Origin of the sequence: Wolbachia endosymbiont (group A) of Pherbina coryleti, from assembly GCF_964026875.1 — a bacterium.
Taxonomy (GTDB): Bacteria; Pseudomonadota; Alphaproteobacteria; order Rickettsiales; family Anaplasmataceae; genus Wolbachia; species Wolbachia pipientis.
Window position 1 is genome coordinate 550,338 of sequence record NZ_OZ034706.1, and the last position, 25,439, is coordinate 575,776.

General features: G+C 34.6%; 21 protein-coding genes and 4 pseudogenes. 7 read left to right on the forward strand and 18 right to left on the reverse strand.

Annotated features, from left to right (window positions below; translation table 11 throughout):
• Positions 1 to 11 precede the first annotated feature (11 nt).
• Positions 12 to 1,321 (forward strand): annotated as a pseudogene (locus AAGD87_RS02825) (IS4 family transposase).
• Here the strand turns inward: AAGD87_RS02825 and AAGD87_RS02830 are convergent.
• The 3 genes from AAGD87_RS02830 to AAGD87_RS02840 are packed head-to-tail and all read right to left on the reverse strand — an operon-like array spanning position 1,298 to position 3,020.
• Positions 1,298 to 1,693, reverse strand: a complete 396-nt coding sequence (locus AAGD87_RS02830) for a helix-turn-helix transcriptional regulator (RefSeq protein ID WP_341817732.1) — start codon at positions 1,691 to 1,693, stop codon at positions 1,298 to 1,300. The pseudogene AAGD87_RS02825 and the gene AAGD87_RS02830 sit on opposite strands and share 24 nt — an antisense overlap.
• A 22-nt stretch (positions 1,694 to 1,715) precedes the next feature.
• Positions 1,716 to 2,045 (reverse strand): helix-turn-helix domain-containing protein, encoded by a 330-nt coding sequence (locus tag AAGD87_RS02835; RefSeq protein ID WP_007549995.1) that lies wholly within the window; start codon positions 2,043 to 2,045, stop codon positions 1,716 to 1,718.
• A 51-nt stretch (positions 2,046 to 2,096) separates the two neighbouring features.
• On the reverse strand, positions 2,097 to 3,020 hold the full coding sequence (locus AAGD87_RS02840; protein ID WP_012673225.1) for a hypothetical protein: 924 nt from the start codon (positions 3,018 to 3,020) through the stop codon (positions 2,097 to 2,099).
• Between the two features lie 198 nt (positions 3,021 to 3,218).
• Between AAGD87_RS02840 and AAGD87_RS02845 the strand changes: the two genes are divergently transcribed.
• The gene (locus AAGD87_RS02845) at positions 3,219 to 4,310 is read left to right on the forward strand and encodes a hypothetical protein (protein WP_341817733.1); all 1,092 of its coding nucleotides are present in this window, start codon (positions 3,219 to 3,221) and stop codon (positions 4,308 to 4,310) included.
• A 148-nt stretch (positions 4,311 to 4,458) separates the two neighbouring features.
• Here AAGD87_RS02845 and AAGD87_RS02850 read toward each other — a convergent pair whose 3' ends face one another.
• From AAGD87_RS02850 to AAGD87_RS02880, 7 genes are all read right to left on the reverse strand, one after another.
• Positions 4,459 to 4,824, reverse strand: a complete 366-nt coding sequence (locus AAGD87_RS02850) for a helix-turn-helix transcriptional regulator (RefSeq protein ID WP_341817734.1) — start codon at positions 4,822 to 4,824, stop codon at positions 4,459 to 4,461.
• A gap of 34 nt (positions 4,825 to 4,858) precedes the next feature.
• Positions 4,859 to 5,146, reverse strand: coding sequence for a helix-turn-helix transcriptional regulator (locus AAGD87_RS02855; RefSeq protein WP_341817735.1), 288 nt, complete (start codon positions 5,144 to 5,146; stop codon positions 4,859 to 4,861).
• A 148-nt stretch (positions 5,147 to 5,294) separates the two neighbouring features.
• Entirely contained in the window at positions 5,295 to 5,954 is a 660-nt protein-coding gene (locus AAGD87_RS02860) for a RadC family protein (protein WP_341817736.1), read from the reverse strand.
• A gap of 546 nt (positions 5,955 to 6,500) precedes the next feature.
• The gene (locus tag AAGD87_RS02865; protein ID WP_006280416.1) at positions 6,501 to 7,388 is read right to left on the reverse strand and encodes an aspartate carbamoyltransferase catalytic subunit; all 888 of its coding nucleotides are present in this window, start codon (positions 7,386 to 7,388) and stop codon (positions 6,501 to 6,503) included.
• A 203-nt stretch (positions 7,389 to 7,591) separates the two neighbouring features.
• Entirely contained in the window at positions 7,592 to 8,617 is a 1,026-nt protein-coding gene (locus AAGD87_RS02870; RefSeq protein ID WP_010082338.1) for a Fe(3+) ABC transporter substrate-binding protein, read from the reverse strand.
• Positions 8,618 to 9,163: 546 nt separating this feature from the next.
• A complete protein-coding gene (locus tag AAGD87_RS02875) occupies positions 9,164 to 9,289 on the reverse strand; it encodes a hypothetical protein (protein ID WP_264339627.1) in 126 nt (41 codons plus the stop codon).
• A 280-nt stretch (positions 9,290 to 9,569) separates the two neighbouring features.
• Complete coding sequence (locus AAGD87_RS02880; protein WP_264339626.1) at positions 9,570 to 9,698, reverse strand: hypothetical protein; 129 nt, start codon at positions 9,696 to 9,698, stop codon at positions 9,570 to 9,572.
• 73 nt (positions 9,699 to 9,771) lie between these two features.
• Between AAGD87_RS02880 and AAGD87_RS02885 the strand changes: the two genes are divergently transcribed.
• Genes AAGD87_RS02885 through AAGD87_RS02895 form a run of 3 tightly spaced genes read left to right on the forward strand, consistent with a single transcriptional unit; the run spans position 9,772 to position 10,712 of the window.
• Positions 9,772 to 10,101, forward strand: coding sequence for a transposase (locus tag AAGD87_RS02885; protein WP_007548762.1), 330 nt, complete (start codon positions 9,772 to 9,774; stop codon positions 10,099 to 10,101).
• Positions 10,085 to 10,285 (forward strand): hypothetical protein, encoded by a 201-nt coding sequence (locus AAGD87_RS02890; RefSeq protein ID WP_010082383.1) that lies wholly within the window; start codon positions 10,085 to 10,087, stop codon positions 10,283 to 10,285. Before AAGD87_RS02885 ends, AAGD87_RS02890 begins: the two co-directional genes overlap by 17 nt.
• Positions 10,286 to 10,304: 19 nt before the next feature.
• Positions 10,305 to 10,712: a transposase gene (locus AAGD87_RS02895; protein ID WP_341817737.1), complete on the forward strand. Its 408-nt coding sequence runs from the start codon at positions 10,305 to 10,307 to the stop codon at positions 10,710 to 10,712.
• 178 nt (positions 10,713 to 10,890) lie between these two features.
• On the opposite strand, the gene AAGD87_RS02900 is transcribed toward AAGD87_RS02895, so the two are convergent.
• From AAGD87_RS02900 to uvrA, 7 genes and pseudogenes are all read right to left on the reverse strand, one after another.
• Complete coding sequence (locus tag AAGD87_RS02900; RefSeq protein ID WP_155969427.1) at positions 10,891 to 11,622, reverse strand: ComF family protein; 732 nt, start codon at positions 11,620 to 11,622, stop codon at positions 10,891 to 10,893.
• 115 nt (positions 11,623 to 11,737) lie between these two features.
• Positions 11,738 to 12,046, reverse strand: a complete 309-nt coding sequence (locus tag AAGD87_RS02905; RefSeq protein WP_341810039.1) for a hypothetical protein — start codon at positions 12,044 to 12,046, stop codon at positions 11,738 to 11,740.
• A gap of 39 nt (positions 12,047 to 12,085) precedes the next feature.
• Positions 12,086 to 12,352 (reverse strand): annotated as a pseudogene (locus AAGD87_RS02910) (IS4 family transposase); the annotation flags it as partial.
• A 101-nt stretch (positions 12,353 to 12,453) separates the two neighbouring features.
• Positions 12,454 to 12,582, reverse strand: coding sequence for a hypothetical protein (locus tag AAGD87_RS02915; protein ID WP_341817738.1), 129 nt, complete (start codon positions 12,580 to 12,582; stop codon positions 12,454 to 12,456).
• Positions 12,570 to 13,603, reverse strand: a pseudogene (locus tag AAGD87_RS02920) (IS4 family transposase); the annotation flags it as partial. The gene AAGD87_RS02915 and the pseudogene AAGD87_RS02920, both read right to left, overlap by 13 nt.
• A gap of 57 nt (positions 13,604 to 13,660) precedes the next feature.
• Positions 13,661 to 14,014 carry a hypothetical protein gene (locus AAGD87_RS02925; RefSeq protein WP_341817739.1) on the reverse strand — a complete coding sequence of 118 codons (354 nt, stop codon included), beginning with the start codon at positions 14,012 to 14,014 and terminating at the stop codon, positions 13,661 to 13,663.
• A gap of 54 nt (positions 14,015 to 14,068) precedes the next feature.
• Positions 14,069 to 16,864, reverse strand: a complete 2,796-nt coding sequence (gene uvrA, locus AAGD87_RS02930) for an excinuclease ABC subunit UvrA (RefSeq protein WP_155969437.1) — start codon at positions 16,862 to 16,864, stop codon at positions 14,069 to 14,071.
• A gap of 316 nt (positions 16,865 to 17,180) precedes the next feature.
• On the opposite strand from uvrA, the pseudogene AAGD87_RS02935 reads away from it, so the two are divergent.
• Positions 17,181 to 18,490, forward strand: a pseudogene (locus tag AAGD87_RS02935) (IS4 family transposase).
• 1,040 nt (positions 18,491 to 19,530) lie between these two features.
• On the opposite strand, the gene AAGD87_RS02940 reads toward AAGD87_RS02935, so the two are convergent.
• Positions 19,531 to 22,425, reverse strand: coding sequence for a phosphoribosylformylglycinamidine synthase subunit PurL (locus AAGD87_RS02940; protein WP_341817740.1), 2,895 nt, complete (start codon positions 22,423 to 22,425; stop codon positions 19,531 to 19,533).
• A gap of 100 nt (positions 22,426 to 22,525) precedes the next feature.
• On the opposite strand from AAGD87_RS02940, the gene AAGD87_RS02945 reads away from it, so the two are divergent.
• Positions 22,526 to 25,315 (forward strand): WPE palindromic element domain-containing protein, encoded by a 2,790-nt coding sequence (locus AAGD87_RS02945; RefSeq protein ID WP_341817795.1) that lies wholly within the window; start codon positions 22,526 to 22,528, stop codon positions 25,313 to 25,315.
• The last annotated feature ends 124 nt before the right edge of the window (positions 25,316 to 25,439 follow it).

Consider the following 25,439-nt stretch of genomic DNA (forward strand, 5'->3'; position numbering starts at 1 on the left):
TGAGAGAACCAATGAATAAAATAACTTGCTTATCAAAAAAGCTCAAAGAATTTTTTAATGAAAAAGCAGAGAAAATCTCAATTACAACAAGGTTTATAAAAAGAAAGAGAAAGCTAAAAGGTTCATCATTCGTAAAAGCCATGGTCTTGGGTAATATAGGAGTTGATAATTGTAGCGTAGAAACAATGTGTCAATTACTAAACGAGGACTCGATAGATATAACAAAACAAGGTTTGGATTTTAGATTTACTGAAGAAGCAGTGGAATTTATGAAAAGGATGTATAATGAATCTGTGATTCTCTTTAAAAATATCTTGCAAGTTGATTGCAAAATCTTACAGCAATTTAATAGTGTTAAATTATTGGACAGTAGCTATATTACTCTACCTAACAGTATGGAAGAGATGTATAAAGGTTATGGTACTAGCTACAGTGGCTATGAAAGCAATACTAAGTCTGGAATAAAGTTACAATTAGTTTTCGACTACATGAATCAGATAATAGACCAACTTAATTTAACGGAGGGGGTAAGATCAGACCAGGGATATAGGAAACATTTAAGTAATATATTAAGCAATGATTTGCTAATATCTGATCTCGGTTATTTTGTGCCAAGTTCTTTTAAACAAATCAATGAAATAGGAGCTTATTTCATAAGTCGTCGATACCAACATATATGATGTAGAAACAAATCAAAAAATGGAGTTATTAGAATGTTGAGAGGATAAGTTATTTTTAGAAAACGAGGTATTGTTAGGAAAAGAAGCAAAAATTAGAGTAAGAATTATATGTCAGAAACTAACTGAAGAACAGTCTATGGGCAGAAGAAGGAAAGCTAATAGATTAGCAAGATCGCAGATCCTCTAAAAGAAATCAAAAATTGTTGAACTGGTCAATATTTATAACTAATGTTCCAGAAAATAAAATTAGTGCTGAGCAAGTATTAACGATTTACAGAGTAAGGTGGCAAATTGAGTTATTATTTAAATTGTATAAAAGCCATATCAGGCTTGATAAGCTAAAAGGAAAGCCATGCAGAGTATTATGTGAACTATATGCTAAATTGTGCGCAATTCTTATATTTCACGGCATAGTTGGTTGCACAGAAGTGAAAAAGAATACAGAACTTAGCTTAACAAAGGCATTTATTGAGCTAAAAAGGCGGGTTAGAGAGTTATTTTTAGTATTAACCAAAATTAATAGTTTAAAAGCATTTCTTAAAAAACTCACTATAACTTGGTCGCGATTTTCATTAAAAGACAAACGTAGAAGGGCTAGAGTATCCACTTTAACCTCCCTAAATTTGCTCATTTTCCCTTAACTTGACGCGTATGGTATTAGCAAGAGCCTTAATCACTAAATGAACAATGTCACGCAGAGTTTCATCCTCAATTTTTCTATATTCCCTCACTAGCCTTGATATTTCTTCGCTGCCTACATCGCTATGGAAGGCCTTATCATGTAATTCTTCAGAGGCTTTGGTAAAAAAATACGACATATCAACCGATAGTACTTCTGCTAATTTATATAACCTATCAACTACAAGCCTAATCTCTCCGCTTTCATATCCTTGTACATGCTGAAATGAAATTTCAAGCTTTTTTCCTAAGTCTCTTTGACTAAAACCACACATTAGCCTTCTTTTCCTTATTCTTTCACCTATTTGTTTATCGATAGGATGTTGTATAGTCATTTTACGTATCAGGTAATATTAACTATGTATTATCACTTTGAGAAAAAGATTTTACCAATATATAAACTGCACTACGTAACCTTTTGCTCTTAATTTCGTTATATCCTTTGACTAACTTTAGTATTTCTTCATCATAAGCTTCATGTGAGTCAGTGTGCATATCAGTAAAAAAGTTAGCAACATCTATCGATAGTGCTTTTGCTAAATCATATAATCTACTGGCCAAAACACAATTTGAACCATTTTCGTACTTTTGTATCTGTCTATACGAAACACCTATTCTCTTTCCCAATTCGGTCTGTGTCAAAGCACGATCTAACCTAAGTTGTTTTATTTTTTTACCTAATTGCACTTTTCACCTCTTATTCAAATTTACAACAAATTTTATGAAGTGGAAAAAAAGCTAGCAAAGTAATTGCTTTAATAATTTCTGCCTCTCGCTAATTAAATCGTTTGGCCTTACGTATTTTTTCTCAATTTCCCTCATCTCTTTTTCTCGTTCTGCAATGCTATTTCGTATTACTTCAGCCGAGTATCTGCTTTTGCCACTTGCAAACTCTGATCTTAATCTTCTAACCTTGTATTCGAGCTCAGCAAATCTTTCGTGTTGCTCAAGAAGTTCTATCATATGACTAATTTCAGAGTTTAGCTTTTTTTCCTCAACATCTCTTACAATAAAAGAAAGTAGAAGCTTATCTATTTGGTAATCAATATTTGGTTGAGCAGCAAATAGATCAATTATGGCTTTTACGTCAGTAGGATTTGTAACTAGTAAGTTAAAATTACTACATAAAAAACTATAGAACTTTATCGTCTTCTCAAGATAATTTTTCATATCTTGTGATAATTGCAATTCTTTGTGAATTCCTGACAGCAATATTTTCAATTCTTCCAAGTATTTCGTGTCAAAATTACTTACTTCTGTAGGTGAAAGGATCATTAGCAGCTTTTTTACAAGCTCAACATCATTTAACTTTACTGCATTATAAAGAGCTTTTTCTTTATCTTCTTTTAAATCATAAAGCTCTGATGAGTTATCTATGCTGAATAGATATTCAGTATTTCCTTGAGGAGAGTAGATTAAAATGTCCACTTCTCTTAGCGGGTGATCATCATTAAACTTTTCTAGTAACTGCTTATCGGTAGTTTCCTCTATTGCTACAACTGCTTTGCTTACCTCTTTCAACTTTGCAATATCATCTCTTGAGTTTTCAAGTATATCTTTAGCCTTGTCTAGCAGCTGCTCATATAGAACTATTTTTTCTTCATCATCAAGTAGCTGACAATGCTTTTTCAGCTTTTCAGTAGAGTAAGATAGGATATCCATTTTTTTCAATTTTACGATTACGATACCCCATTTTTGTTGAAACTGAAATAATTTTTATAGGATGTGTTTTTCTAGTGTAGATGCTCGCAAAACTTGTTATTATAATATACAGTAAATCAATAAGTCGTATAATATTAACAATTAAATAATATTTATCACGATATGATCGAATAGTAATGAAATTAAGTGAGGGTTACAATGAAAAAAATAAATGGTAAAAAATTGTCTAGTAAAATGTTAAAAGCGGTAGAGCGAATAGCAAAAGAAGGGTTATTACCTAATTTTATAAAAGCTGCTCCAACAGCAAATAAAAAGATTAGTAAATTACCTGTCTTAACATATCCTGAGGAGCTCAATCCATTTCGATCAGCTTTATGCAAGATAAGGCTAAGTGAATATGAAAATGTGAAATTAAATGAATTCTTGGAAAAAGCTATTGCAGCTGAAAATCTAGACAAATTAAGTAAAATCGTCGATGAAGCTTTGGATTTAGGAATAAGAGTAAACGCTCGCAACGAAGATGGCTTTAGCTTCACTAACGTTACAATGTTTAAGATGTATCGTGATGAATTCAAAGAAAATAAACAAGAAGATATAATCAGAAAGTTAGCCTTACATGGAGCAGATTTTAATGTACAAGTTGATAAGAAAATAGCTGAAATGTATCAAAAAGTGCAAAAAGAAATTGAGCCACAAATATATAGTAGGCTCAAGAAACTTAGGGAAGTTGGAGAAGACGCTACTATAGAAGGAACTGTTGAAGATGTAGAAATCGATAATAAGACCTTCTATATTGAATTTTCACATAGCTGCATAGTTGATGTTGCCAAAGTTGTAGAAGGTGCAAAAAATTTGGGCTTAAGTAAAGGAGACTTAAACCTTGGCGGTAGTATCATAAAAATAGGTGATGGTGAAGTTGAGGTCAAAACTGGGAAAGACGGTAAAAGAAATTACGTAGATATATCCGATAACAGCGCTTTTACAGTAACACTTTGCACTAGCCTAGGAGAGCTAAATTTAATGGTATATCATGACACAGAAGACTATCATCAAGTACAAATTGAGGTAGAAGATGAAGAAATGTGGAATGAGTTGCAAAAAATAGGAGAAATCGTAGGACAAGGTTGTTTATTTGGTGGAATGTCTGTTAAAGAAGCAGTAGAAAAAGGCAGCTTTACTAGATGTGGAAGGTGGAACGACCAAAGCTCTAAAAGCAGTGAGACTTTTTCTTGGGTGAATAAATTAAAAGACAACAAAACAACATCTGTAGAGAGTTTCCAACGTTCTTAATTGGAGGCAATTAATCTAGCTGCTTGTGTATTAAAAAAATTTATATAAAGCAGGCAGCTACTCTCAATCAATTTTATCATAAATAATTCACTTAAGCCGATAACTACCATTATTTGTAAAAGTGGGTTGTTAGGCATCTATAACTGAATCACTTATTGGCAAGTGCTTTTATCACTGAATGCACAATATCACGCAACGTTCCATCCTTAATTTTCCTGTATTCTCTTACTAGCCTTGAGATTTCTTCACTGCCCACATTGCTACGAAAGGCCTTATCGTGTAAGTCTTCAGAAGCTTTGGTAAAAAAATATGACATATCAACGGACAAAGCTTCTGCCAAATTATACAATCTATCAACTACAAGCCTTACCTCTCCAGTTTCATATCCTTGTATATGCTGAAATGAAATTCCAAGCTTTCTTCCTAAGTCTCTTTGGCTAAAACCGCATATTAACCTTCTCTTCCTTATTCTTTCACCTATTTGTTTATCAATAGGATGTTCCTTCACAGTCATTTATCAACGTCTTGATTCATACATTAAAGCAATACTAACTCTCATTGTAACTTTGAGAAAAAGATTTTACCAATATATAAACTACGCTACGTAACCTTTTGCTTTTAATTTCATTATATCCTTTGACTAATTTTAGTATTTCTTCATCATAAGTTTCATGTGAGTCGACATGCACATCAGTAAAAAAATCAGCCACATTAATCGATAGAGCTTTTGCTAAGTCATGTAGTCTACTGGCCAAAATGTGATTTGAACCATTTTCGTATCTTTGTATCTGTCTGTATGAAACACCTATTCTTTTTCCTAACTCAGTTTGTGTCAAACCACAGTATAACCTAAGTTCCTTTATTTTTTTGCCTAATTCCACTTTTTATTACTAATTTTAGCTGTTCAAGCTTATATTGAATTTTTTAATTTATGAAGTGGAAAAAAAGAAGGAAAGCTAGAGAACTTTCCTTCCAGTCTACAGATTACAATAAACCACTGTCATAAAAACTAAAATGGCTCTTCTGTGTTACGATTATATGATCTATTAATTTCATTCCTACATTTTCACAAGTTGCAGCTAATGTAAGTGTGTTATCCTCATCCTCCTTTGATGGCTCTATATCTCCGCTTGGATGATTATGTGAAATTGCAACAGATGCTGCATCAATCAGTAATCCATGTTTTATTATTTCCCTCACATACAGAGGTACTCTGTCTATAGTTCCACAGTCTTGAATATACTCATATATCAAGTGACCACCCCTATCTAAGTATATTACTCGCAAGCTTTCCTTTCGTGACTGCCCTATTGCTGTTTTAAAGTATTTTAGTAGCTCTTCTCTGTTATCAAGAATCGACAGCTTTTTTAACTTACCTTTCAGTATCCTATCGAAAATCTCTTTCAGACAAAAGATACTTGCTATTGCTCCATCATTCATTCCTGTAACATTTTTTAGCTCATGAAAGTCAGCGTTAATTACCCTTCCTAAACTACTAAAGAGCTCTATTAGCTTTTTGGCCACTTCTCTTCCTTCTTCACATTCAGATAGAGTACGTTCCAGTAGCTCATGGTCAAGTAAAGACCTGCCTCTACTTGATAAAATGCGAGTTTCCAATTTTTCTTTTCTCTCACTATTATTCATAAAAACCTCCAAGGTCAACATTATATACAAATTCAACGCCAGCTTTCTGACGCAGTAGTTCTCGAGGAATAACCCTTTTGAACTCTAAATTTGCAATGTTGTCCTTGTTGCTTTCTTGTTATAAATACCAGAATAATAAGCTACTGATATTCCCTATCTTTTTTATCTTTAATCCATCATAGCTAGCGATGCAACAAAGCCCACTGGAATCCAGGTTGTAACCGTTCACGGATTGTGAGAATGAATAAAGAACTAAGCAGTCGTAACTTTTGGAAGGGATTTTGGCCATTGAGACGTGATGTCAAAAATATCGACAACATTCTTTCCACAAATCTTTCTCCATGTTCCGACCAGGTGAAAAAGCTGTTTTTACGATAGCCGTCTAATTTGCCGTTCTGCAAGGTTGTTGATTGACTTCAGGCTTTCGTAAAAACTTCCACACCATATCCTCGGCCTTAACATCTTAATGGCCATTCTCAAACCATTTACAAGCCTTGTCATTTCATGCCCCCCCTTTTTGCATTAGTTGTGTAGCATCTTTTAATATTAGCAAGGCCTATAATAGTGCAACACTGCCTTACGTATTGCCAATCCAAATTCTACTTGCTGTAAAATAACACAATCTGCTACATCGCTGCTAATCTCAATCCCTCTGTTTATTGGCCCTGGGTGCATAACAATCGCATCTGGTTTTGCGTATGATAGCTTTTGTGAATCAAGTCCATACAAATAAAAATATTCTTTCTCTGAAGAACTATTATTCATGCGCTCTTTCTGCAATCTCAAAAGCATAATTACGTCAGCATCCTTTATACCTTCAATTAATGAATAATGGACTGAATCTACTTCAGGAAAATGCTTACAAATCAAAGTTGGTGGTGCGACCAAGTTTATCTCTGCTCCAAACATTTTTAGCAATCTTATATTTGATCTTGCAACTCTACTGTGCAGAATATCTCCACATATCACAACTTTGAGGTCCTTTATTTGCTTTTTGTGATTGCTGATTACAAGATAGTCTGCAAGAGCTTGAGTTGGATGTTCACTACTTCCATCGCCTGCATTGATTAGCGAGCAGTTAACATACTTTGCCAGTGTATTAATGATACCACTACTTTTATGCCTGATTATTATGTAATCAGGATTCATTGCATTTAATGTTTTGATCATGTCTTTTAGATCTTCTCCCTTGTTAATAGAAGAAGATCTTATTGGCAAAGTTACAACATTTGCTCCAAGGCTTTTTGCTGCTATTTCAAAAGACGCAAGTGTACGCGTTGAATCTTCAAAGAATAAATTTATTACTGTCTTATTTTCCAAGATATGACTATTTGCAACTTCTTTTTTAAGGTACTGGTTGGCCAACTTAGTTATATTTTCTACATCATCGACTGTAAGGTCTGAGATGTTTAACAAATTCCTTCTCTTGTTCATAGTTTCCTTTTCAACTACTTGAACCTATTCTACTTTCTTATTACCTTTTTTCAATAGACTTCTTGTGCAGCAATTGTTTTGGTGAAAGAACGGAAAAAGATAGTAAAGTCAAAATTAAGTTAGAAGGAAGAAAAAGTTCAGCGAGTCAAGAGTAAGGTATATTAGCATAAATCTTTCATCCCAATGTTTAGTGGCGCTGGGGATTACTTCCACTTACACTCATCCGCTATCATAACAGCCTCAAAAAGATGCTTCTCAAGTTCACTTAGAGGCAAATCACTTTGTGAATAATTTCCCCAAGATTTTAGTATATCGGAAGTTTCAACGCCTTCAATAATAGGATATTCTTGGTTTTTTTTAGCGTATAACTCTTGAGCCTGCTTGCTTACTAAAAATTCCAATAAGACTATAGCATTTTCCCTGTTTTTTGCGTTTTTTGTTACTGCTGCACCACTGATGTTTACCATTACACCGTGATCGTTGCGATTAGGAAAAAAAGCCCCTAGCTTGTCTGCAACATTCTTTTTATTTTCTGATGAAAGAATTCTCGCAAAGTAGTAGCTGTTTACTATTGCAACATCTCCCTCACCCGCTGCTACGGCGTAAATTTGATCAGTATCACCACCACTTGGTTTTCTTGCCATATTGCTCACAATTCCGCTTACCCATTCTTTCGTCTTTTCAAAACCATTATTTGCAATCATAAAAGCAATTAACGATCTGTTATATGGACTTGTAGAAGAACGCACTAATATTTTTCCTTTCCATTTTTCATTTGCTAAATCTTCATAAGTACTTAAGTCCTTAGGGTCTACTGACTCTTTATTGTAAACCAATATCCTAGCTCTTTTTGTAAGACCAAACCAATAATCTTCACTGTCTCTAAATCTTGCAGGTATAACACTTTTTAAAACCTCTGAATCTACTTGAGATAAAAGTCCTCTTTTTTTTGCTAGAATTAAGTTGATTGCATCAGCAGTCAAAAATAAGTCAGCTTCACCACCGTTTTCCATTCGTGAAAGTAGCTGAGAATAATCATCAATGATGTAACGTACTTTAATACCTGTATTTTTCGTGAATTCATCAAACAAAGTACGTACTAATTCTTCTTTGCGCGATGAATAAACATTTACCACTTGTGAGTCATTAGTTCCGTCGTTTCTGTATAAATAAGTAATAACTATCAATATAATTGCTATTAAGGATGTGAATATAAAGGCTTTTTTCATATTGGATAAAAAATAACTTCTTTCAGTTAAAGTTACCAAGATGGTACAACTTTAGCAAGTGTAAAGTTCGTTAGATAAATCATAAAAACTTCCTTGACAAGCTTCGCCAGCCCCCTTATTATAACACTGAAGCTATTTATTTATCTTCGCAATCTCTGCAGTGGATTAATGACAAAAAACTTAATGTATTTGGCGTAAATCATGCTTAATTTTTTGCACTATGTGCACCTTATGTCTTTATAAAATTTCTAGGTTTTTACCTAATATAAGCTGAAATGCGCTATTTAAAACATTAAAAAACGCCGATTTAAAAAATGGATAGTGAATAACTAGCTACCCTAGGGTTTCTTTTGCCTTTTTTTCTGTTTAGTAAATTTCTTAATGTTTATAATTTAGATTAGTTGCGGCTTAAAAGCAACTAAATCGCGGTTATTAAGCGTTTAGAATAAAAAAACGCCATACTTGAAAGTATAATGTAAGTAATTAGCCAACCACGGGGCTTCTTTTGCCTTTTTTTTCGTTTGGTAAATTCCTTAATATTTATAGCTAAGAGAGCCCAAGAGAGGTGTCATTCCAGCGCGTGACGCTGGAATCCCAAAAAAAGGATGATGTCATTCCAGTGCTCCTTTTTTTGTCATCCCAGTGCTTGACACTGGGATGGCTTTGTTGCATCGCTAGCTATGATGGATTAAAGATAAAAAAGATGGAGAATATCAGTAGCTTATTATTCTGGTATTTATAACAAGAACGGTCAGTGAATACCTAAATTTGAGTAAAAGAAATTTCACTACCACTCACTAATCCGGCTAAAATTCAAGAATTTCAATGCTTTAGCTATTTTCAATAGAATTAAATTTATTAATGTAAATAATAAATTACTATTCTTAAATTTGATCAGATTGATTGCAAAAAAACAAGATTTTCAATAGGTTACTTATAATCCTAACTATAGTTAGCCTTTCATAAGTAGCGATGCAACAAAGCCATCCCAGTGCGTGACACTGGGATGACACTCTCTTGGATGGAAAGCTACTTTCATGACATCATTCTTTTTCCTGGATCCCAGTGGGCTTTGTTGCATAGCAACTGAAAAAATCTGGTGGCTACTGACAAAATTCATTATAAAATAGCCATTTAACCTTGAAAGAAAAAATATGCCACAAAAAATGAGGGTCAGTAACCATAGCGAATATAACAAATTTCTAGAAAAAAGAGGAAATATTTTTCATTATATCAACGAAGCCATAGAAAAGTGGTACGAGAATGGTCCAAAAATACCAGGTGGCAACAATATTTATAGCGATAAAGTTGTAATTTTGGTGCACATAATAACTTGTTTATTTAGAATAGGCCTGAGGCAAACAGTTGGGTTTATAGCAGGATACCTTGAGCAAATTGGGAAAAATTTGCAAGTTATCAGCTATTCACAATCATCAAGAAGGTTTAAGAAACTCAATATTAAGATCAATGATTGCAGAAAATAATATGGAAGATATCGAAATTGCTATAGACAGTACAGGAATTAGTATATACAACAACACTCCTGGTCATAGCAAAGAAAATAGCGAAGATAGAAAGTATCGCAGCTATGAACAGACAAGAAAATTGCATGTAATGTTGAATACAAACAGCAAAAAAGCCATAGCTGTAAAATACAGTAACGGCTGATCACTATGGAGCTTGTGATTTGCTAAAAGAAGTCGATTTTCAGTATGTCATAAAAGTACTATATGCAGATAGGGCATATGACAGAGAAAAGCTCTATAAGCTGTGTAATCAATATGGTATAAAAACGAAAATTCCTCCGAAAAACAACGCAGCAGAGCATCCAAAGTTAGACTATATGGCTGAGAGAAATTCTGCAGTCAAGCTCATAAAGTCATATGATGAAGATGGTATAAAGAAGTGGAAAAAAGAGATGAATTATGGAAAAAGATCTTATATAGAAAGTTTTTTCTCGCGACTGAAACAAACATTCGGGTTTAGTTTTAGGAATAAATCTGAGACAAATAGAGAGAAGGAACTACTTGTTAAATGCTATTTGCTCAATAAGTTCACTGATATTGGTATGGCTAAATTTGAGATAGCTTCATAAATTTATTGTGCGTTACCTACTATCCGAAGAGCGATGCAACAAAGCCATCCCAGTGTCAAGCACTGGGATGACACCCTCCTTGGCAAACAATGTTCGTACAGCTATGTGCGTGACGCTGGCGCTGGAATCTAGAAAAAAATAGATCCAAGTAGTCAAGCTACTTGGATGATACTGACTGCTAATTTTTTATGCAAGAGGTCCAATCATTCACCGTTCTTGCAAGTGATAGCACTCTCACTTCTTTTGCACCGGAGTTTAAAATTTCCTGAGAGCAAGATCTTACAGTTGCTCCGGTTGTTACCACATCATCAACTAATATCACGATTTTATTTTCGATAATTTTCTTGTTGCTTGTTTTAAAAGCCTTCTTTAAATTTTTTTCACGCTGTTTAAGTGAAAGACCAGCTTGAGGCGCAGTATGGCGAAGGCGTTTTATTGCAAATGGCGTATAGGATAAATTGGACAACTTACTCAATTCTTTTGCAAGCAGTGCTGCTTGATTATATTTACGTTTAAACAAGCGCATTTTATGTAACGGTATAGGAATTATGATCTCTGCGTTCTGAAATGTATCCTGATTAGCTTGGTGTATCCACTTTGCATAGATTTTTACGTAATTCAAATTATCAAAAAATTTGAAATTTATAATCATGTTTCTACTATGTTGATCATAAGCAAAAACTGATCTTAATACTTTAAACGGTGGAGGATTGATGATGCACTTACCACACGTATAAATATTGTCTGAGATTACTACGCCACAAACATTGCAGTAATGCTTAGTTAGAAAATTGATTTTTTTGTTGCATTCACTACACAGATTAAGATTTTCATCAATGATACATTCGCAACTTACGCATACGCTTGGAAATATGAGATTTGTAGCTTTTTTTAGTAAGAGAAGGTTCACAACTCATTAAATATATTATAAAATAATTTATATAGTATAGCTAAAGTAACTTAAGCTTACACTCTTTCACTTTTTATTCCATTTCAATATAGTTCATGCTGCTGAAAAGCAGAACTTATAACTCAGTTTGTGGTATACCATTGACTGAAGTAGTCTTTGAATTATCCTTAGATAAAAATTGATGTTTTTCTGGCTTCTGTACTTCACTCAACTTACTTTGCACTTTGTCACAAGCCCACACAAGTGGCGTTATGATTGACGCGGCAGCCCAAATGATAGCAGCGCAAGCATAACTTACAATCTTGTTAAATACTCTAGCTACTGCATTAGCACAATCTTGCCCCATTTCTAAAAATATGTTTGAATAATTAACGAATGATTTTGTATCTGTTTTAAAACAATAGTCCCCTGTTATTTTTGACAATAACTTGACTGGAAAGTATGACAAACCATACGCGTCAAGTTAAGAGATTGTGAGCAAATTTAGAGAGGTTAAAGTGGATGCTCTAGCCCTTCTACGTTTGTCTTTTAATGAAAATCGCGACCAAGTTATAGTGAGTTTTTTAAGAAATGCTTTTAAACTATTAATTTTGGTTAATACTAAAAATAACTCTCTAACCCGCCTTTTTAGCTCAATAAATGCCTTTGTTAAGCTAAGTTCTGTATTCTTTTTCACTTCTGTGCAACCAACTATGCCGTGAAATATAAGAGTTGCGCACAATTTAGCATATATAGCCTTTCTTATAATAGTCCGAATGCGATAAGATATGTGTTTATGGCTATAGCAGGCCAGTAGCATATTACGGTCTGTTCGGATTATTGTAAAAAGAGCTATAGTTCACATATAGCCTTTCTTATAATAGTCCGAATGCGATAAGATATGTGTTTATGGCTATAGCAGGCCAGTAGCATATTACGGTCTGTTCGGATTATTGTAAAAAGAGCTATAATACTCTGCATGGCTTTCCTTTTAGCTTATCAAGCCTGATATGGCTTTTATACAATTTAAATAATAACTCAATTTGCCACCTTACTCTGTAAATCGTTAATACTTGCTCAGCACTAATTTTATTTTCTGGAACATTAGTTATAAATATTGACCAGTTCAACAATTTTTGATTTCTTTTAGAGGATCTGCGATCTTGCTAATCTATTAGCTTTCCTTCTTCTGCCCATAGACTGTTCTTCAGTTAGTTTCTGACATATAATTCTTACTCTAATTTTTGCTTCTTTTCCTAACAATACCTCGTTTTCTAAAAATAACTTATCCTCTCAACATTCTAATAACTCCATTTTTTGATTTGTTTCTACATCATATATGTTGGTATCGACGACTTATGAAATAAGCTCCTATTTCATTGATTTGTTTAAAAGAACTTGGCACAAAATAACCGAGATCAGATATTAGCAAATCATTGCTTAATATATTACTTAAATGTTTCCTATATCCCTGGTCTGATCTTACCCCCTCCGTTAAATTAAGTTGGTCTATTATCTGATTCATGTAGTCGAAAACTAATTGTAACTTTATTCCAGACTTAGTATTGCTTTCATAGCCACTGTAGCTAGTACCATAACCTTTATACATCTCTTCCATACTGTTAGGTAGAGTAATATAGCTACTGTCCAATAATTTAACACTATTAAATTGCTGTAAGATTTTGCAATCAACTTGCAAGATATTTTTAAAGAGAATCACAGATTCATTATACATCCTTTTCATAAATTCCACTGCTTCTTCAGTAAATCTAAAATCCAAACCTTGTTTTGTTATATCTATCGAGTCCTCGTTTAGTAATTGACACATTGTTTCTACGCTACAATTATCAACTCCTATATTACCCAAGACCATGGCTTTTACGAATGATGAACCTTTTAGCTTTCTCTTTCTTTTTATAAACCTTGTTGTAATTGAGATTTTCTCTGCTTTTTCATTAAAAAATTCTTTGAGCTTTTTTGATAAGCAAGTTATTTTATTCATTGGTTCTCTCACTAAAAGTATATCTGGGAGAACTTATACCTTATTATTCTATCTCTTTCATACCTTTATTTCCTTAACTTGACGCGTATGGTATGACAAACATGCCACTATCAAAAATAAAGGTTGCAATATTATGTTGGCTGCTAAAACAGCACCCAGTGTACACAATGAATACACTCCCTCTGCTCTGTGGCCCACGTATTCACATTTATCATTATCTTGATAATACTTGTTATAATTGTCTTTACTCTCAACTCCACAAATTACATCTTTCACAGGTCCTAGCACATTATCAACGTAACGTACAGATTTATAGAAACTATTTTCTGGAACTAGTGTGTTATCTTCTGCTTTCTTAGCAGGTACAACTCCATATTCAACGTACCTTCTAAAGTATCGATATACTGACATTCTTATCTCCAAATCATAAATATGCAACCTAGCCTAATATAATTAAGAAATAGTTTATAATAAATACGTTTTAAGATACCTGCCTGTAACACTTTCTGGAATTTTTACCACTTCTTCTGGAGTTCCAGTAGCAATCACTTCTCCGCCTTTTATTCCGCCCTCTGGTCCGATGTCTATTATATAATCTGCAGTTTTTATAACGTGCAAATTGTGCTCGATAACTATAACAGTGTTTCCCAGATCGACTAATCTATGGAGTATTTTTAGTAAGTTATTTATATCTTCAAAGTGTAATCCAGTTGTTGGCTCATCAAGAATATACAATGTTCTTCCGGTAAATCGTTTTGATAGCTCCTTGGACAGCTTTATTCGTTGTGCTTCACCCCCAGACAACGTTGTTGACGACTGTCCGAGTTTTATATAGCCAAGCCCCACTTCCTGCAAAGAAATCAACTTTTCTTTTACCATTGGAAGGTTTTCAAAAAAATCACAAGCTTGATCTATCGTCATATCAAGGACATCAGAGATTGATTTTTCTTTATAAGTAACTTCCAATGTTTCCCGATTATACCTTCGCCCTTTACATTGCTCACACTTCACATAAACGTCCGGTAGAAAATGCATCTCTATCTTTAAGTGCCCATCACCTTTACAAGCCTCACACCTTCCCCCTCTGGTATTAAATGAAAACCGGCCTATATTATATCCCCTTGCTTTTGACTCCGAAAGACCTGCAAACCAATTTCTTATATGAGTGAACATACCAACATATGTTGCTGGATTTGACGCAGGAGTTCTACCAATTGGCGACTGATCAACTTCTATAACTTTATCTATATATTCAAGGCCTTCTATTCTATCACACTGACCATACCTTGCAGACGAATGATGTATCTTATGTGCTGAATATTTATATAACGTTTCTATGACTAAACTTGATTTTCCCCCTCCTGATATTCCAGTAACACAAATAAGATTCCCTATAGGAAATTTAACGTTCACATTTTTTAAGTTATTTTCACATGCATTTATTACTTTTATGAACTGAGTTGCTTGCTTTCTTCTCCTTGGAATTAAAATTTTTTTCTCTCCACTCAAATATTGCCCTGTTATGCTCCCCGAATTTCTTTGCACCTGGTCTGGTGTTCCTTCTGCAACAACTTTTCCACCATTTACGCCAGCTCCAGGACCAATATCAATCGCATAATCAGCAGCCATTATTGTATCTTCATCATGCTCAACAACGATTACAGTGTTACCCATGTCTCTTAAGTTTTTTAGTGTGGCAATTAACCGATCATTATCACATTGATGAAGGCCTATCGAGGGTTCATCAAGCACGTACAGCACTCCTGTTAAACCAGAGCCAATTTGTGAAGCAAGTCTGATCCTCTGACTCTCACCGCCAGAGAGAGTGCTAGATTCTCGATCAAGCGTTAGGTAATTCAACCCTACATTCTTTAAAAATGCTAGCCTCTTGATTATTTCATTTAATATTTTACTTGAGATTTGCTTCTGTTGTTCTGTGAGCTTGTCTGGCAAATTTTCAAACCATTTAAGGGATTCATCGATGCTGAGCCCTGATATTTCACCTATATGTTTGCTATCAATTTTTACTGTAAGCGCTTCTTTTCTCAATCTATAGCCAGTGCATTCTCTGCAGTGAGTAACAGAGCAATATCGCTCAACAAGCGTTTCATCATAATCCATCTGGTTTTCTAAGATACTGACCAAACCTTGAAATTTACCGAAGCCAAAGAGTATCATATCTTTTACTTCTTGATCTATGTTCTTCCACGGAACATCAAGGCTAAATTTACAATTTTCAGCCAGTGATAGAATTGCACTTTTTAAAAATCCATAACCTGTGTGCACTTGACGGAACATTGATCCCACTGGCTTTAAAGCGCCTTCAGATATTGAAAGAGTTTCATCTGGCACTATCAGCTTCACATCAATAGCCAGCTTTTTACCAAGCCCATTACACGAACCACATGCACCGTAAGGGCTGTTAAAAGAAAATAATCTTGGTTCTATTTCCTCAAGAGTGAAACCAGACTCGGGGCATGCAAAATTCTCTGAAAAAGTCAGAATTTGACCATTTTTATACTCGGAATTATGGTTGTCAGGTAGGTTTACTATTTCTACATACATTAGACCATTACCAAGTTTTAGTGCGGATTCTATACTACTTGGCAGTCGATTTCCTATATCGCCCAATATTGATATTCTATCTGCAACCACAAAAATGTCGTGTTTCTTGTTCTTATCGAGTTTAGGCAAGTCATCTACATTGTACACTTCACCATCTATTTTGAACCTTACGTAACCTTGTCTTTTAATTTCCAATATCTCTTTAAGATGTTCTCCCTTTCTACCACGCACAACAGGGGCAAGTATATATATCTTAGTTTCTAAAGGTAACGCAATTATAGTATCTACAATTTGAGACACCGTTTGTTTTGTTATTGGTAATCCAGTTGCAGGTGAATAAGGAACTCCTATTCGTGCATATACTAAGCGCAAGTAATCGTAAATTTCGGTAACAGTTCCAACTGTTGACCTTGGATTTTTTGAGATCGATTTCTGGTTGATAGATATTGCAGGAGAGAGACCTGTAATCGACTCAACATCTGGTTTATCCTGAATGTTGAGAAATTGACGCGCGTAAGCTGACAGGCTTTCAACGTACCGGCGTTGGCCTTCTGCATAAATCGTATCAAATGCAAGGCTAGACTTGCCAGAACCACTTAGCCCAGTTATAACAACTAGCTTATTTTTCGGTATATTGACGTCTACACCTTGCAGATTATGTTCCCTTGCGCCCTTAACTCTGATAAAATCGTCCATATTATACCATATAGCGTATTAACCATTATAGCCTCAAAATACGTGAATTTATAGTGATATATTGATTTTCTATTGATTTTTTCAACTGTTACGGAAAATTAAGCAGCGTTTGATAAATCGTCATTCCGCTACTTGTTAGCGGCTGAGATACCGCGACGGTATGACGGTTAAGTAGGCCAGTGCCCCTATGATGTCATCCCAGTGTCAAGCACATAGCTGTACGAACCATACGCGTCAAGTTAAGGAAATAAAGGTATGAAAGAGATAGAATAATAAGGTATAAGTTCTCCCAGATATACTTTTAGTGAGAGAACCAATGAATAAAATAACTTGCTTATCAAAAAAGCTCAAAGAATTTTTTAATGAAAAAGCAGAGAAAATCTCAATTACAACAAGGTTTATAAAAAGAAAGAGAAAGCTAAAAGGTTCATCATTCGTAAAAGCCATGGTCTTGGGTAATATAGGAGTTGATAATTGTAGCGTAGAAACAATGTGTCAATTACTAAACGAGGACTCGATAGATATAACAAAACAAGGTTTGGATTTTAGATTTACTGAAGAAGCAGTGGAATTTATGAAAAGGATGTATAATGAATCTGTGATTCTCTTTAAAAATATCTTGCAAGTTGATTGCAAAATCTTACAGCAATTTAATAGTGTTAAATTATTGGACAGTAGCTATATTACTCTACCTAACAGTATGGAAGAGATGTATAAAGGTTATGGTACTAGCTACAGTGGCTATGAAAGCAATACTAAGTCTGGAATAAAGTTACAATTAGTTTTCGACTACATGAATCAGATAATAGACCAACTTAATTTAACGGAGGGGGTAAGATCAGACCAGGGATATAGGAAACATTTAAGTAATATATTAAGCAATGATTTGCTAATATCTGATCTCGGTTATTTTGTGCCAAGTTCTTTTAAACAAATCAATGAAATAGGAGCTTATTTCATAAGTCGTCGATACCAACATATATGATGTAGAAACAAATCAAAAAATGGAGTTATTAGAATGTTGAGAGGATAAGTTATTTTTAGAAAACGAGGTATTGTTAGGAAAAGAAGCAAAAATTAGAGTAAGAATTATATGTCAGAAACTAACTGAAGAACAGTCTATGGGCAGAAGAAGGAAAGCTAATAGATTAGCAAGATCGCAGATCCTCTAAAAGAAATCAAAAATTGTTGAACTGGTCAATATTTATAACTAATGTTCCAGAAAATAAAATTAGTGCTGAGCAAGTATTAACGATTTACAGAGTAAGGTGGCAAATTGAGTTATTATTTAAATTGTATAAAAGCCATATCAGGCTTGATAAGCTAAAAGGAAAGCCATGCAGAGTATTATGTGAACTATATGCTAAATTGTGCGCAATTCTTATATTTCACGGCATAGTTGGTTGCACAGAAGTGAAAAAGAATACAGAACTTAGCTTAACAAAGGCATTTATTGAGCTAAAAAGGCGGGTTAGAGAGTTATTTTTAGTATTAACCAAAATTAATAGTTTAAAAGCATTTCTTAAAAAACTCACTATAACTTGGTCGCGATTTTCATTAAAAGACAAACGTAGAAGGGCTAGAGTATCCACTTTAACCTCTCTAAATTTGCTCACAATCTCTTAACTTGACGCGTATGGCTGTACGAACGTTGTAGTTTAGGAGCAATTCCCACCAGTGGGCCAGTGCCCAGACACTGGTTCTATGCAACTTAATTAAAAACGTTTGTTTTAGCGTAAGACAACTACCTTTAGCTCATCAGCTCAGTTATAAGCAAAATTTCTGGATTCCAGACTGGAATGACACCATTTGCTGTGCAATTTACCTTCAAAAATGAATGTTCGTACAGCTATGTGTCAAGCACTGGGATGACACCATTCTTTTTTCTGGATTCCAGTGTCTGGGCACTGGAATGACACCCCCCTGATAGGCTCAAATCATAGTGTTTGTACAGTTGTGGGTTTAGGCTACCTATAAATTCTAAACTGTTGTTACGTATTAGGACCACCAAATACACCCCCAGGACCCAAAGTCAGTTTAGCTATATCAGAAAACAGGTTATGTGGAAATCTTAAAATACTTCTTGTTCGCCAAGCAAAATAAATACATTCCTACAAACAAGCAGATGCTCAATACTGACACATAAGAAAACTTAAAAATTAAATCTCTAATGTATATTGATAAGCATTTACCTGCAGAAAATTTGTATAGTAATCCAACACATACAACGGCACTATCAACCACTGATGCTATAATTAAAGTAATGAAATTTGCCATATGAAAATTCAACTTGGACTTCAATTTTTCAAAAATAATTATGCTTGAGAGAAGAGATACTAAAATTGCAGTATATGAAATCAATATCATCAAATTAAAACTTTGCCATTTAAAAACACAACATAGCGCTGTACACACTATTAAGTTGTACGTAGCTTTGCTTCTGCCATAAAATTCAACCATTGAATTTACAACTAAAGCAGCTCCCACAAATAAGGCAGCACATATCATCAATTTATTTGAAGTGTTGAGTAAAGAAAGACTGATAAACAGGAGTATCGATAAAATAGACATAATTACCTACCCAAAATTAATAACATACATTCATTCTAAATAAACATTACATATAGTAAAAGAGTTATTTAGCATAATAAGAAAAATATTTTATATTAGCATGCCACATCTTTCAGATCTACTTTTAAAACATCCTTTATGTTTAGCACCTTTTTCTCTGTTACTTTGCCAATACATGAATAAACTGCACCTTCAAACAATTCTTCAAACCTCTTCTGATTGTGTGGTGCAATAGTAACCAAAATTCTACTTTGCGATTCAGAAAACATTATTATCTTGTTTATTATGTCTGTATTTTGTATTTTTCCTATTGGCACTAGTGAAAGATCGATTTCAGCACCGAGATCTCCTGCAATTAGCGATTTTGCCAGAGCAATAACTAATCCGCCTAAGTTTGGTGCAATTGCAGAGGCAATTATGCCATCTTTTATTGCCTGGTTGTAACGCTCATACAACTTCCTAGGGCTCTTTGCATCAACTTTTGGTACGTTGTTATTACCTATTCCACTATATAACTGATATTCAGATCTACCAAGTTCATCAAGTGTTTCTCCAAGCACGTATATTAAGTCTCCTGGCATTTTTACATCAAGCGATACCGCATTTTCAATATCTTCTATAATTCCAATTGCTGAGATGAGTAATGAAGGTGGTGCAGATATCATCACTTTCTCGCCATTTTCATCATATCCCTTAAAGTCGTTAAACATACTATCTTTTCCGGATATGAATGGTGTTTTAAATGCAGTTGCAAAGTCGTAACAAGCCTCTGCAGCTCTCTTTAGTTGCCACAACCTTTCTGGATTATAAGCATCACACCAACAAAAATTGTCGAGCAACGCTAGATGATTTATATTTCCTCCTGCGGCTACATAGTTGCGTATCGCGGTGTCAATTGCACATGCTGCCATGTGGTAGGTGTCAATTTCTCCATAACTTGAGCCAAATCCTTGCGATTTTACAACACCTTTATTTGAAGAAAGGATTGGTCTTGAAACAATAGCTTCACTGCACACTCTTCCCTTGCCCTGCAGTGGTTTCAGCACTGACGACCCTTGAACCTCATGATCATATTGCACCACTATGAACTCTTTACTGCAAATGTTTGGTCTGCTTAACATTTCTTTTAATTCAATTTCTAAAGAAGGCGAACTTGTTGTCATTCCAGCGCGTGGCGCTGGAAGCCCCTTAGACCACGGCTTTGTCTGTAAATGCATTTTAGGATTACCATCATGCAGAAATTCAGTTCCGATATCCATTATTACTGTCCCTTTAGGACATTTAACAACGGCTTTACCACTCTCATTAAACTCTCCAATCACACAAACCTCCACATCATGTTTTTTCATGATTTGCTTAAACATAGGGAGATTTTCTTCTGGCACTGCTAAGGTCATTCTCTCTTGTGATTCTGATATCCATATTTCCCACGGAGCCATACCATCGTTTTTAAGGAGAACCTTGCTCAAATCAACTTCAAATCCGTCTTTTCCCATTTCACCAATAGACGACGACAGCCCACCTGCTCCATTGTCCGTTATTGCATTATAAAGACCAAGATCTCTTGCTTTTATGACGGCATTGGATAGTTTTTTTTGTGTTATAGGGTCACCAATTTGCACAATCGTTGAAGGGCTGTTTCCCGACAAAGCCTCTGAAGAAAACGTTGCACCGTGAATTCCGTCTCTTCCAACTCTTCCGCCAATAATTACGATTTTATCGCTGTTTTTAGGCCCTTTGATATGTGAAGGTGCGTTATTTATGTTGCGCGGAATAATTCCGACACTGCCAACAAAAACTAACGGCTTGCCACAAAATCTATCGTCAAAATATACCGATCCAAGTTGCGTTGGAATACCAGAGCAATTACCAGCAACATTAACACCGTGGATCACTTCTTTCATTATATATTTTGGCGGTAAGATCTCATCAGTGCGCTCTTTGTCCCTATAAAACTTGCCTTTTGCTTCTTTGGCAAAGCAAAAGTAATAGGTATTCATTATAGGCTCCGCGCCTTTCCCGAAACCCACTATATCGCGATTAACTCCAAGCACTCCGGTCATTGCTCCACCAAACGGATCAAGCGCCGAAGGGCTATTGTGAGTTTCAACTTTATCTACGATTAAGTAATCGTCATTAAAAATTATTCCTCCGGCATTGTCGGAGAAAACTGACACACATATGTCAGAATTTATCTCACGCGTTGCACGCTTAATATAATGTGCGTATAGGCCATCTTTTATTTCATCAATAGGAGAGCAAAAGATATTGTGCTTACAATGTTCAGACCAAGTTTGTGCTAGGGACTCAAGTTCAATATCATATGGATTTCTATTAAGTTTTTTAAAGTAATCCTTTATAGCTTTCATTGCTGCCAGAGAGAGCCCTAAAGTGCCGTTACCATTGATTCCATCTCTGCTGATCTTTTCAAGCTCTTGGTCACTTACATTTAGGTTAACAGGCTTAGCATCCTTTTTCACGGACTGATACTGAGTAAACTTTTTATATTTACCGTAATGCCTCCAATAGCAATTGCCGTTTTTTTTATAAACAAGCGTGCAATACTCAGTGATAGGGTTGAATTCTTGCTTTATATAATCTTCGGTTGGCATGCTTCCTTTACCCAAAATAAGTTTTGAACTTCTTGCTTTGATATGAACGCCTTCATCAATGTGGCCCTTGCTAATTAAATACTCTCTAACAATTTGTTTTGCTGTGTTGCCTACATTATCGGTCATGCCAGGTAAGAAGCTTATCTCCAAGCCCCACTCAGCTTGTGGTTCTATGAAGTCATATTGAACTTCTTCAAGGTTTTCGTTGTAGGAATAATAACGGCAGTCTTGTATGACTTTATTATAAAATAGCCCACAAATTTCTTCATATAATTTTGGTGGTAATTCTTTGTGTATATAAATCGAGTAAACGTTGACTAACCATCTGCGGCCAACTTGCTCACATTTATTTAAAATTTCTATTCTGATGTTTGTCATGTAATGTTATAAAAGATTTTAATATATAATAGCATACAAGCACGTTTATATTTTGAATAATTTCTATACAATAAAAGTATTGTATTAATTGTTACTGTTAGTGGGAAGAGCTTTTACCGTTAATGTGGATGAATCTCTTTTTGATGTGCTGGTTCAGCATATATTTTCTGAATATGAAAGAGAAAAAATCCCTGAAGTAAAGATCATACTTCCTTGCAAGAGGGATGTGATAGCGCTGCTGAGTGCATTCAAGAATTATAACGCTAAAAAATGCATAATTTTGCCAGAGATAGTTTCGCTAGAGAACATCGATGAGGAGGATTTAATATTAAATCTTGATAGAGTCAAAGTTATCAAGCCAACAAAAAGGACGCTGCTACTCATTCAATTCATATTGGAGTGGAATAGAAAAAATAATGATAATTTTCCAATTGATTTAGCTTATAGCCTGCCATCATTGCTTGATAAAATTCAGTATACCCAAATGGCAGAGTTCGATGAACATTCAAAAAAAATAGAAAGTTTCATAAATTTACTTATTGAAACATGGAATAAAATTTTAAAAGATTTAGGAGTAGTAGATATATTAGAACATAAGAGTGATTACATAAACAGTATGATAACCTCTTTACAAAAAGACCAATATATAATCTTTGTTGGAATTGGAAAGGATAAGTCGTTAATTAAGGCTATATATGATCTGCCATTTGGAAAAATAATTTTGCCTAACCTGAATTTGAAAATTAAAGAGAAAGACTGGAAATTGCTTGATAAAAAACACTATCAATATTGTCTGAAAGATCTGCTAGGTTATTTAAGTATAGGCAGAGAGGATGTAAGTTTTCTGCCAGAAGCGTGTTCTCCAGTGCCCAGACACTGGGATCCAGAAAACTTAACTTTAAATGAGCGCACCAGGTGGCTGTATAATGAAAACTGGATCCCAGTGTCAAGCACTGGGATGACAGAAGAAAGGGCTGGGATAACAGGAAGTCCTGAGGAATATCTAGATTACGTCTTTGATACAACTGCCGATCTAAGCAAAGTTAGTAGTGGACATGTTGGCAATATTGAAGTCATCACTTGTGATTCCAGAGAGGAAGAAGCACAAGTGACATCATTAATTATAGAAAATGAAGGTTATGAAAACATTTCTTTGGTCGTCTTTGATAAATTACTTGCAGCTCGTATAGCATGTTTATCAAGGCAACACAGTGCCATACCGGAAAATTACCCTTATATAACGCTTCTGCTTTATAGTATCGAAGTTTTGACCTCAAATTGGAGCAGTGTATCATTACTTTCGCTCCTTAAACATAGGCTAGTGACTTTTGGTTACACTCAAGAAGAGTACACTCGGATTTTATCTGAATTTGAAATAGAGATATTACGCAACTTTAGTACAAATGGCCTGAGCGATATTATAAATGCTATCAATGCCCATAAAAAGCTAAAATACAAAGAAGATATATTACTTATTATCAGTAAGTTAGAGGTTATATTTAATCCTTTACTTCGTTCTATAAATTGCTCTATTTTTGATGTGGTAGCAACTCATTTGCAGTGTATTAATATATTATCTGGTATAAATTTTTCAGAGCTAAATAGTGAAATAGGTAATTTTACCTGTAATTTCTCAAATGCATGTGAGGGTGTAGGAATTAAATGCTCCTTAGAGTTATATAGCCAAATTCTGACCTTATTTTTAGAGAAAGAGTTTTTCTCTGTAGCAAGTGACTTGAATAAATTCAGCTTATATCACAACAAAGTTGTAATACTTGCTGGATTTAATGAAGCGCCAAGCTTTCAAAATCCGCTTTTGAATGCATTTACGAGAGAAAAATTTAATCTTCCTTCCGTGCAAGAAGAGCAGGGGTATTTTTTTTATACTTTACACAATTTGTTTTGTGCAAGTAAGGTTTATATTACAAGATCGCTAAGCCATAGAAAACCAATTCTATTGCAGCGTTTGGAAATTCTACTCAAGGAGGGGAAGCAGCCGTATCGTGATTGGCTAAGGATATTAAATACGCCTGAATGTACTGTTCCATGTACTCAGCCTATGCCAAAACCTCAAACCGAAGTTAGAAAAGAAAAAATGCAGGTGATGTCTTGCAGTGCAATAGAAAAGCTAATTCGTAATCCTTATTCATTTTACGTTGAATATATACTGGGCCTTAAACAATTAAGAGACTTGAATTTTAAGCCATCGATATTGGAATTTGGCACTATGGTACACAACATTCTTGCAAGATATTTACGCAACAAAAAATCTCCAATGAGCATTGCACGAGAAGCATTCTCGACTAGTCAGTTTAATTTTTCAAATATGTGGTGGGTAAGACTACAAAAGATAATTCAATCTTTTGTCGAATTTGATGAAACTCGAAGCAATTATGTTGAGTTGGAAAAGAACTTTTCCTGTCCGATATTTCATATTCCAGCGCGTGACACTGGTTCTTGTGATCAGTATGAAACTGCTTGGATGACAAATAAGCCACAAGAAATTTCACTGATAGCAAGATGTGATAGAGTTGAGTATCTACCAAGTGGGCAAGTGGCAATTATAGACTATAAGCTTGGTACACCACCTTCCAATGAAGAAGTAATGTCGGGATTTTTTCCGCAATTAATTTTACAAGCCTTAGCGGTAGAACATATAACAAAAAGAGAAGTCTCAGAACTTGCTTATTGGAAACTTGATTATGATAAAATAAAAGTTATTTCTATACAAAATTATAGATACAAAATGCAAGAATTAAAAAATGATCTGCCTGGTTTTTTATCTAACTATTTAAGTAATTCCACACCCTTTATTGCCTCTCCATATTTTGATAAATTCCTGAGATTTAACAGCTATAAACAGCTAGAAAGGGTAGGAGAGTGGTTGTAAATGGTGTCATCCGAGTACCTGACACTGGTTTCCATCCAAAAGGGTGTCATCCCAGTGCCCAGACACTGGGATGGCTTTGTTGCATCACACTTTATGAGATGGTGATTTATGGTAAATTCATGTA

Coding starts and splice junctions, on each gene's coding strand:
- AAGD87_RS02830 (WP_341817732.1), bottom strand. CDS start 1,693: ATGACTATACAACATCCTATCGATAAACAAATAGGTGAAAGAATAAGG.
- AAGD87_RS02840 (WP_012673225.1), bottom strand. CDS start 3,020: ATGGATATCCTATCTTACTCTACTGAAAAGCTGAAAAAGCATTGTCAG.
- AAGD87_RS02845 (WP_341817733.1), top strand. CDS start 3,219: ATGAAAAAAATAAATGGTAAAAAATTGTCTAGTAAAATGTTAAAAGCG.
- AAGD87_RS02850 (WP_341817734.1), bottom strand. CDS start 4,824: ATGACTGTGAAGGAACATCCTATTGATAAACAAATAGGTGAAAGAATA.
- AAGD87_RS02860 (WP_341817736.1), bottom strand. CDS start 5,954: ATGAATAATAGTGAGAGAAAAGAAAAATTGGAAACTCGCATTTTATCA.
- AAGD87_RS02865 (WP_006280416.1), bottom strand. CDS start 7,388: ATGAACAAGAGAAGGAATTTGTTAAACATCTCAGACCTTACAGTCGAT.
- AAGD87_RS02870 (WP_010082338.1), bottom strand. CDS start 8,617: ATGAAAAAAGCCTTTATATTCACATCCTTAATAGCAATTATATTGATA.
- AAGD87_RS02875 (WP_264339627.1), bottom strand. CDS start 9,289: ATGCAACAAAGCCATCCCAGTGTCAAGCACTGGGATGACAAAAAAAGG.
- AAGD87_RS02880 (WP_264339626.1), bottom strand. CDS start 9,698: ATGCAACAAAGCCCACTGGGATCCAGGAAAAAGAATGATGTCATGAAA.
- AAGD87_RS02885 (WP_007548762.1), top strand. CDS start 9,772: ATGCCACAAAAAATGAGGGTCAGTAACCATAGCGAATATAACAAATTT.
- AAGD87_RS02890 (WP_010082383.1), top strand. CDS start 10,085: ATGATTGCAGAAAATAATATGGAAGATATCGAAATTGCTATAGACAGT.
- AAGD87_RS02915 (WP_341817738.1), bottom strand. CDS start 12,582: ATGCAGAGTATTATAGCTCTTTTTACAATAATCCGAACAGACCGTAAT.
- AAGD87_RS02925 (WP_341817739.1), bottom strand. CDS start 14,014: ATGTCAGTATATCGATACTTTAGAAGGTACGTTGAATATGGAGTTGTA.
- uvrA (WP_155969437.1), bottom strand. CDS start 16,864: ATGGACGATTTTATCAGAGTTAAGGGCGCAAGGGAACATAATCTGCAA.
- AAGD87_RS02940 (WP_341817740.1), bottom strand. CDS start 22,425: ATGACAAACATCAGAATAGAAATTTTAAATAAATGTGAGCAAGTTGGC.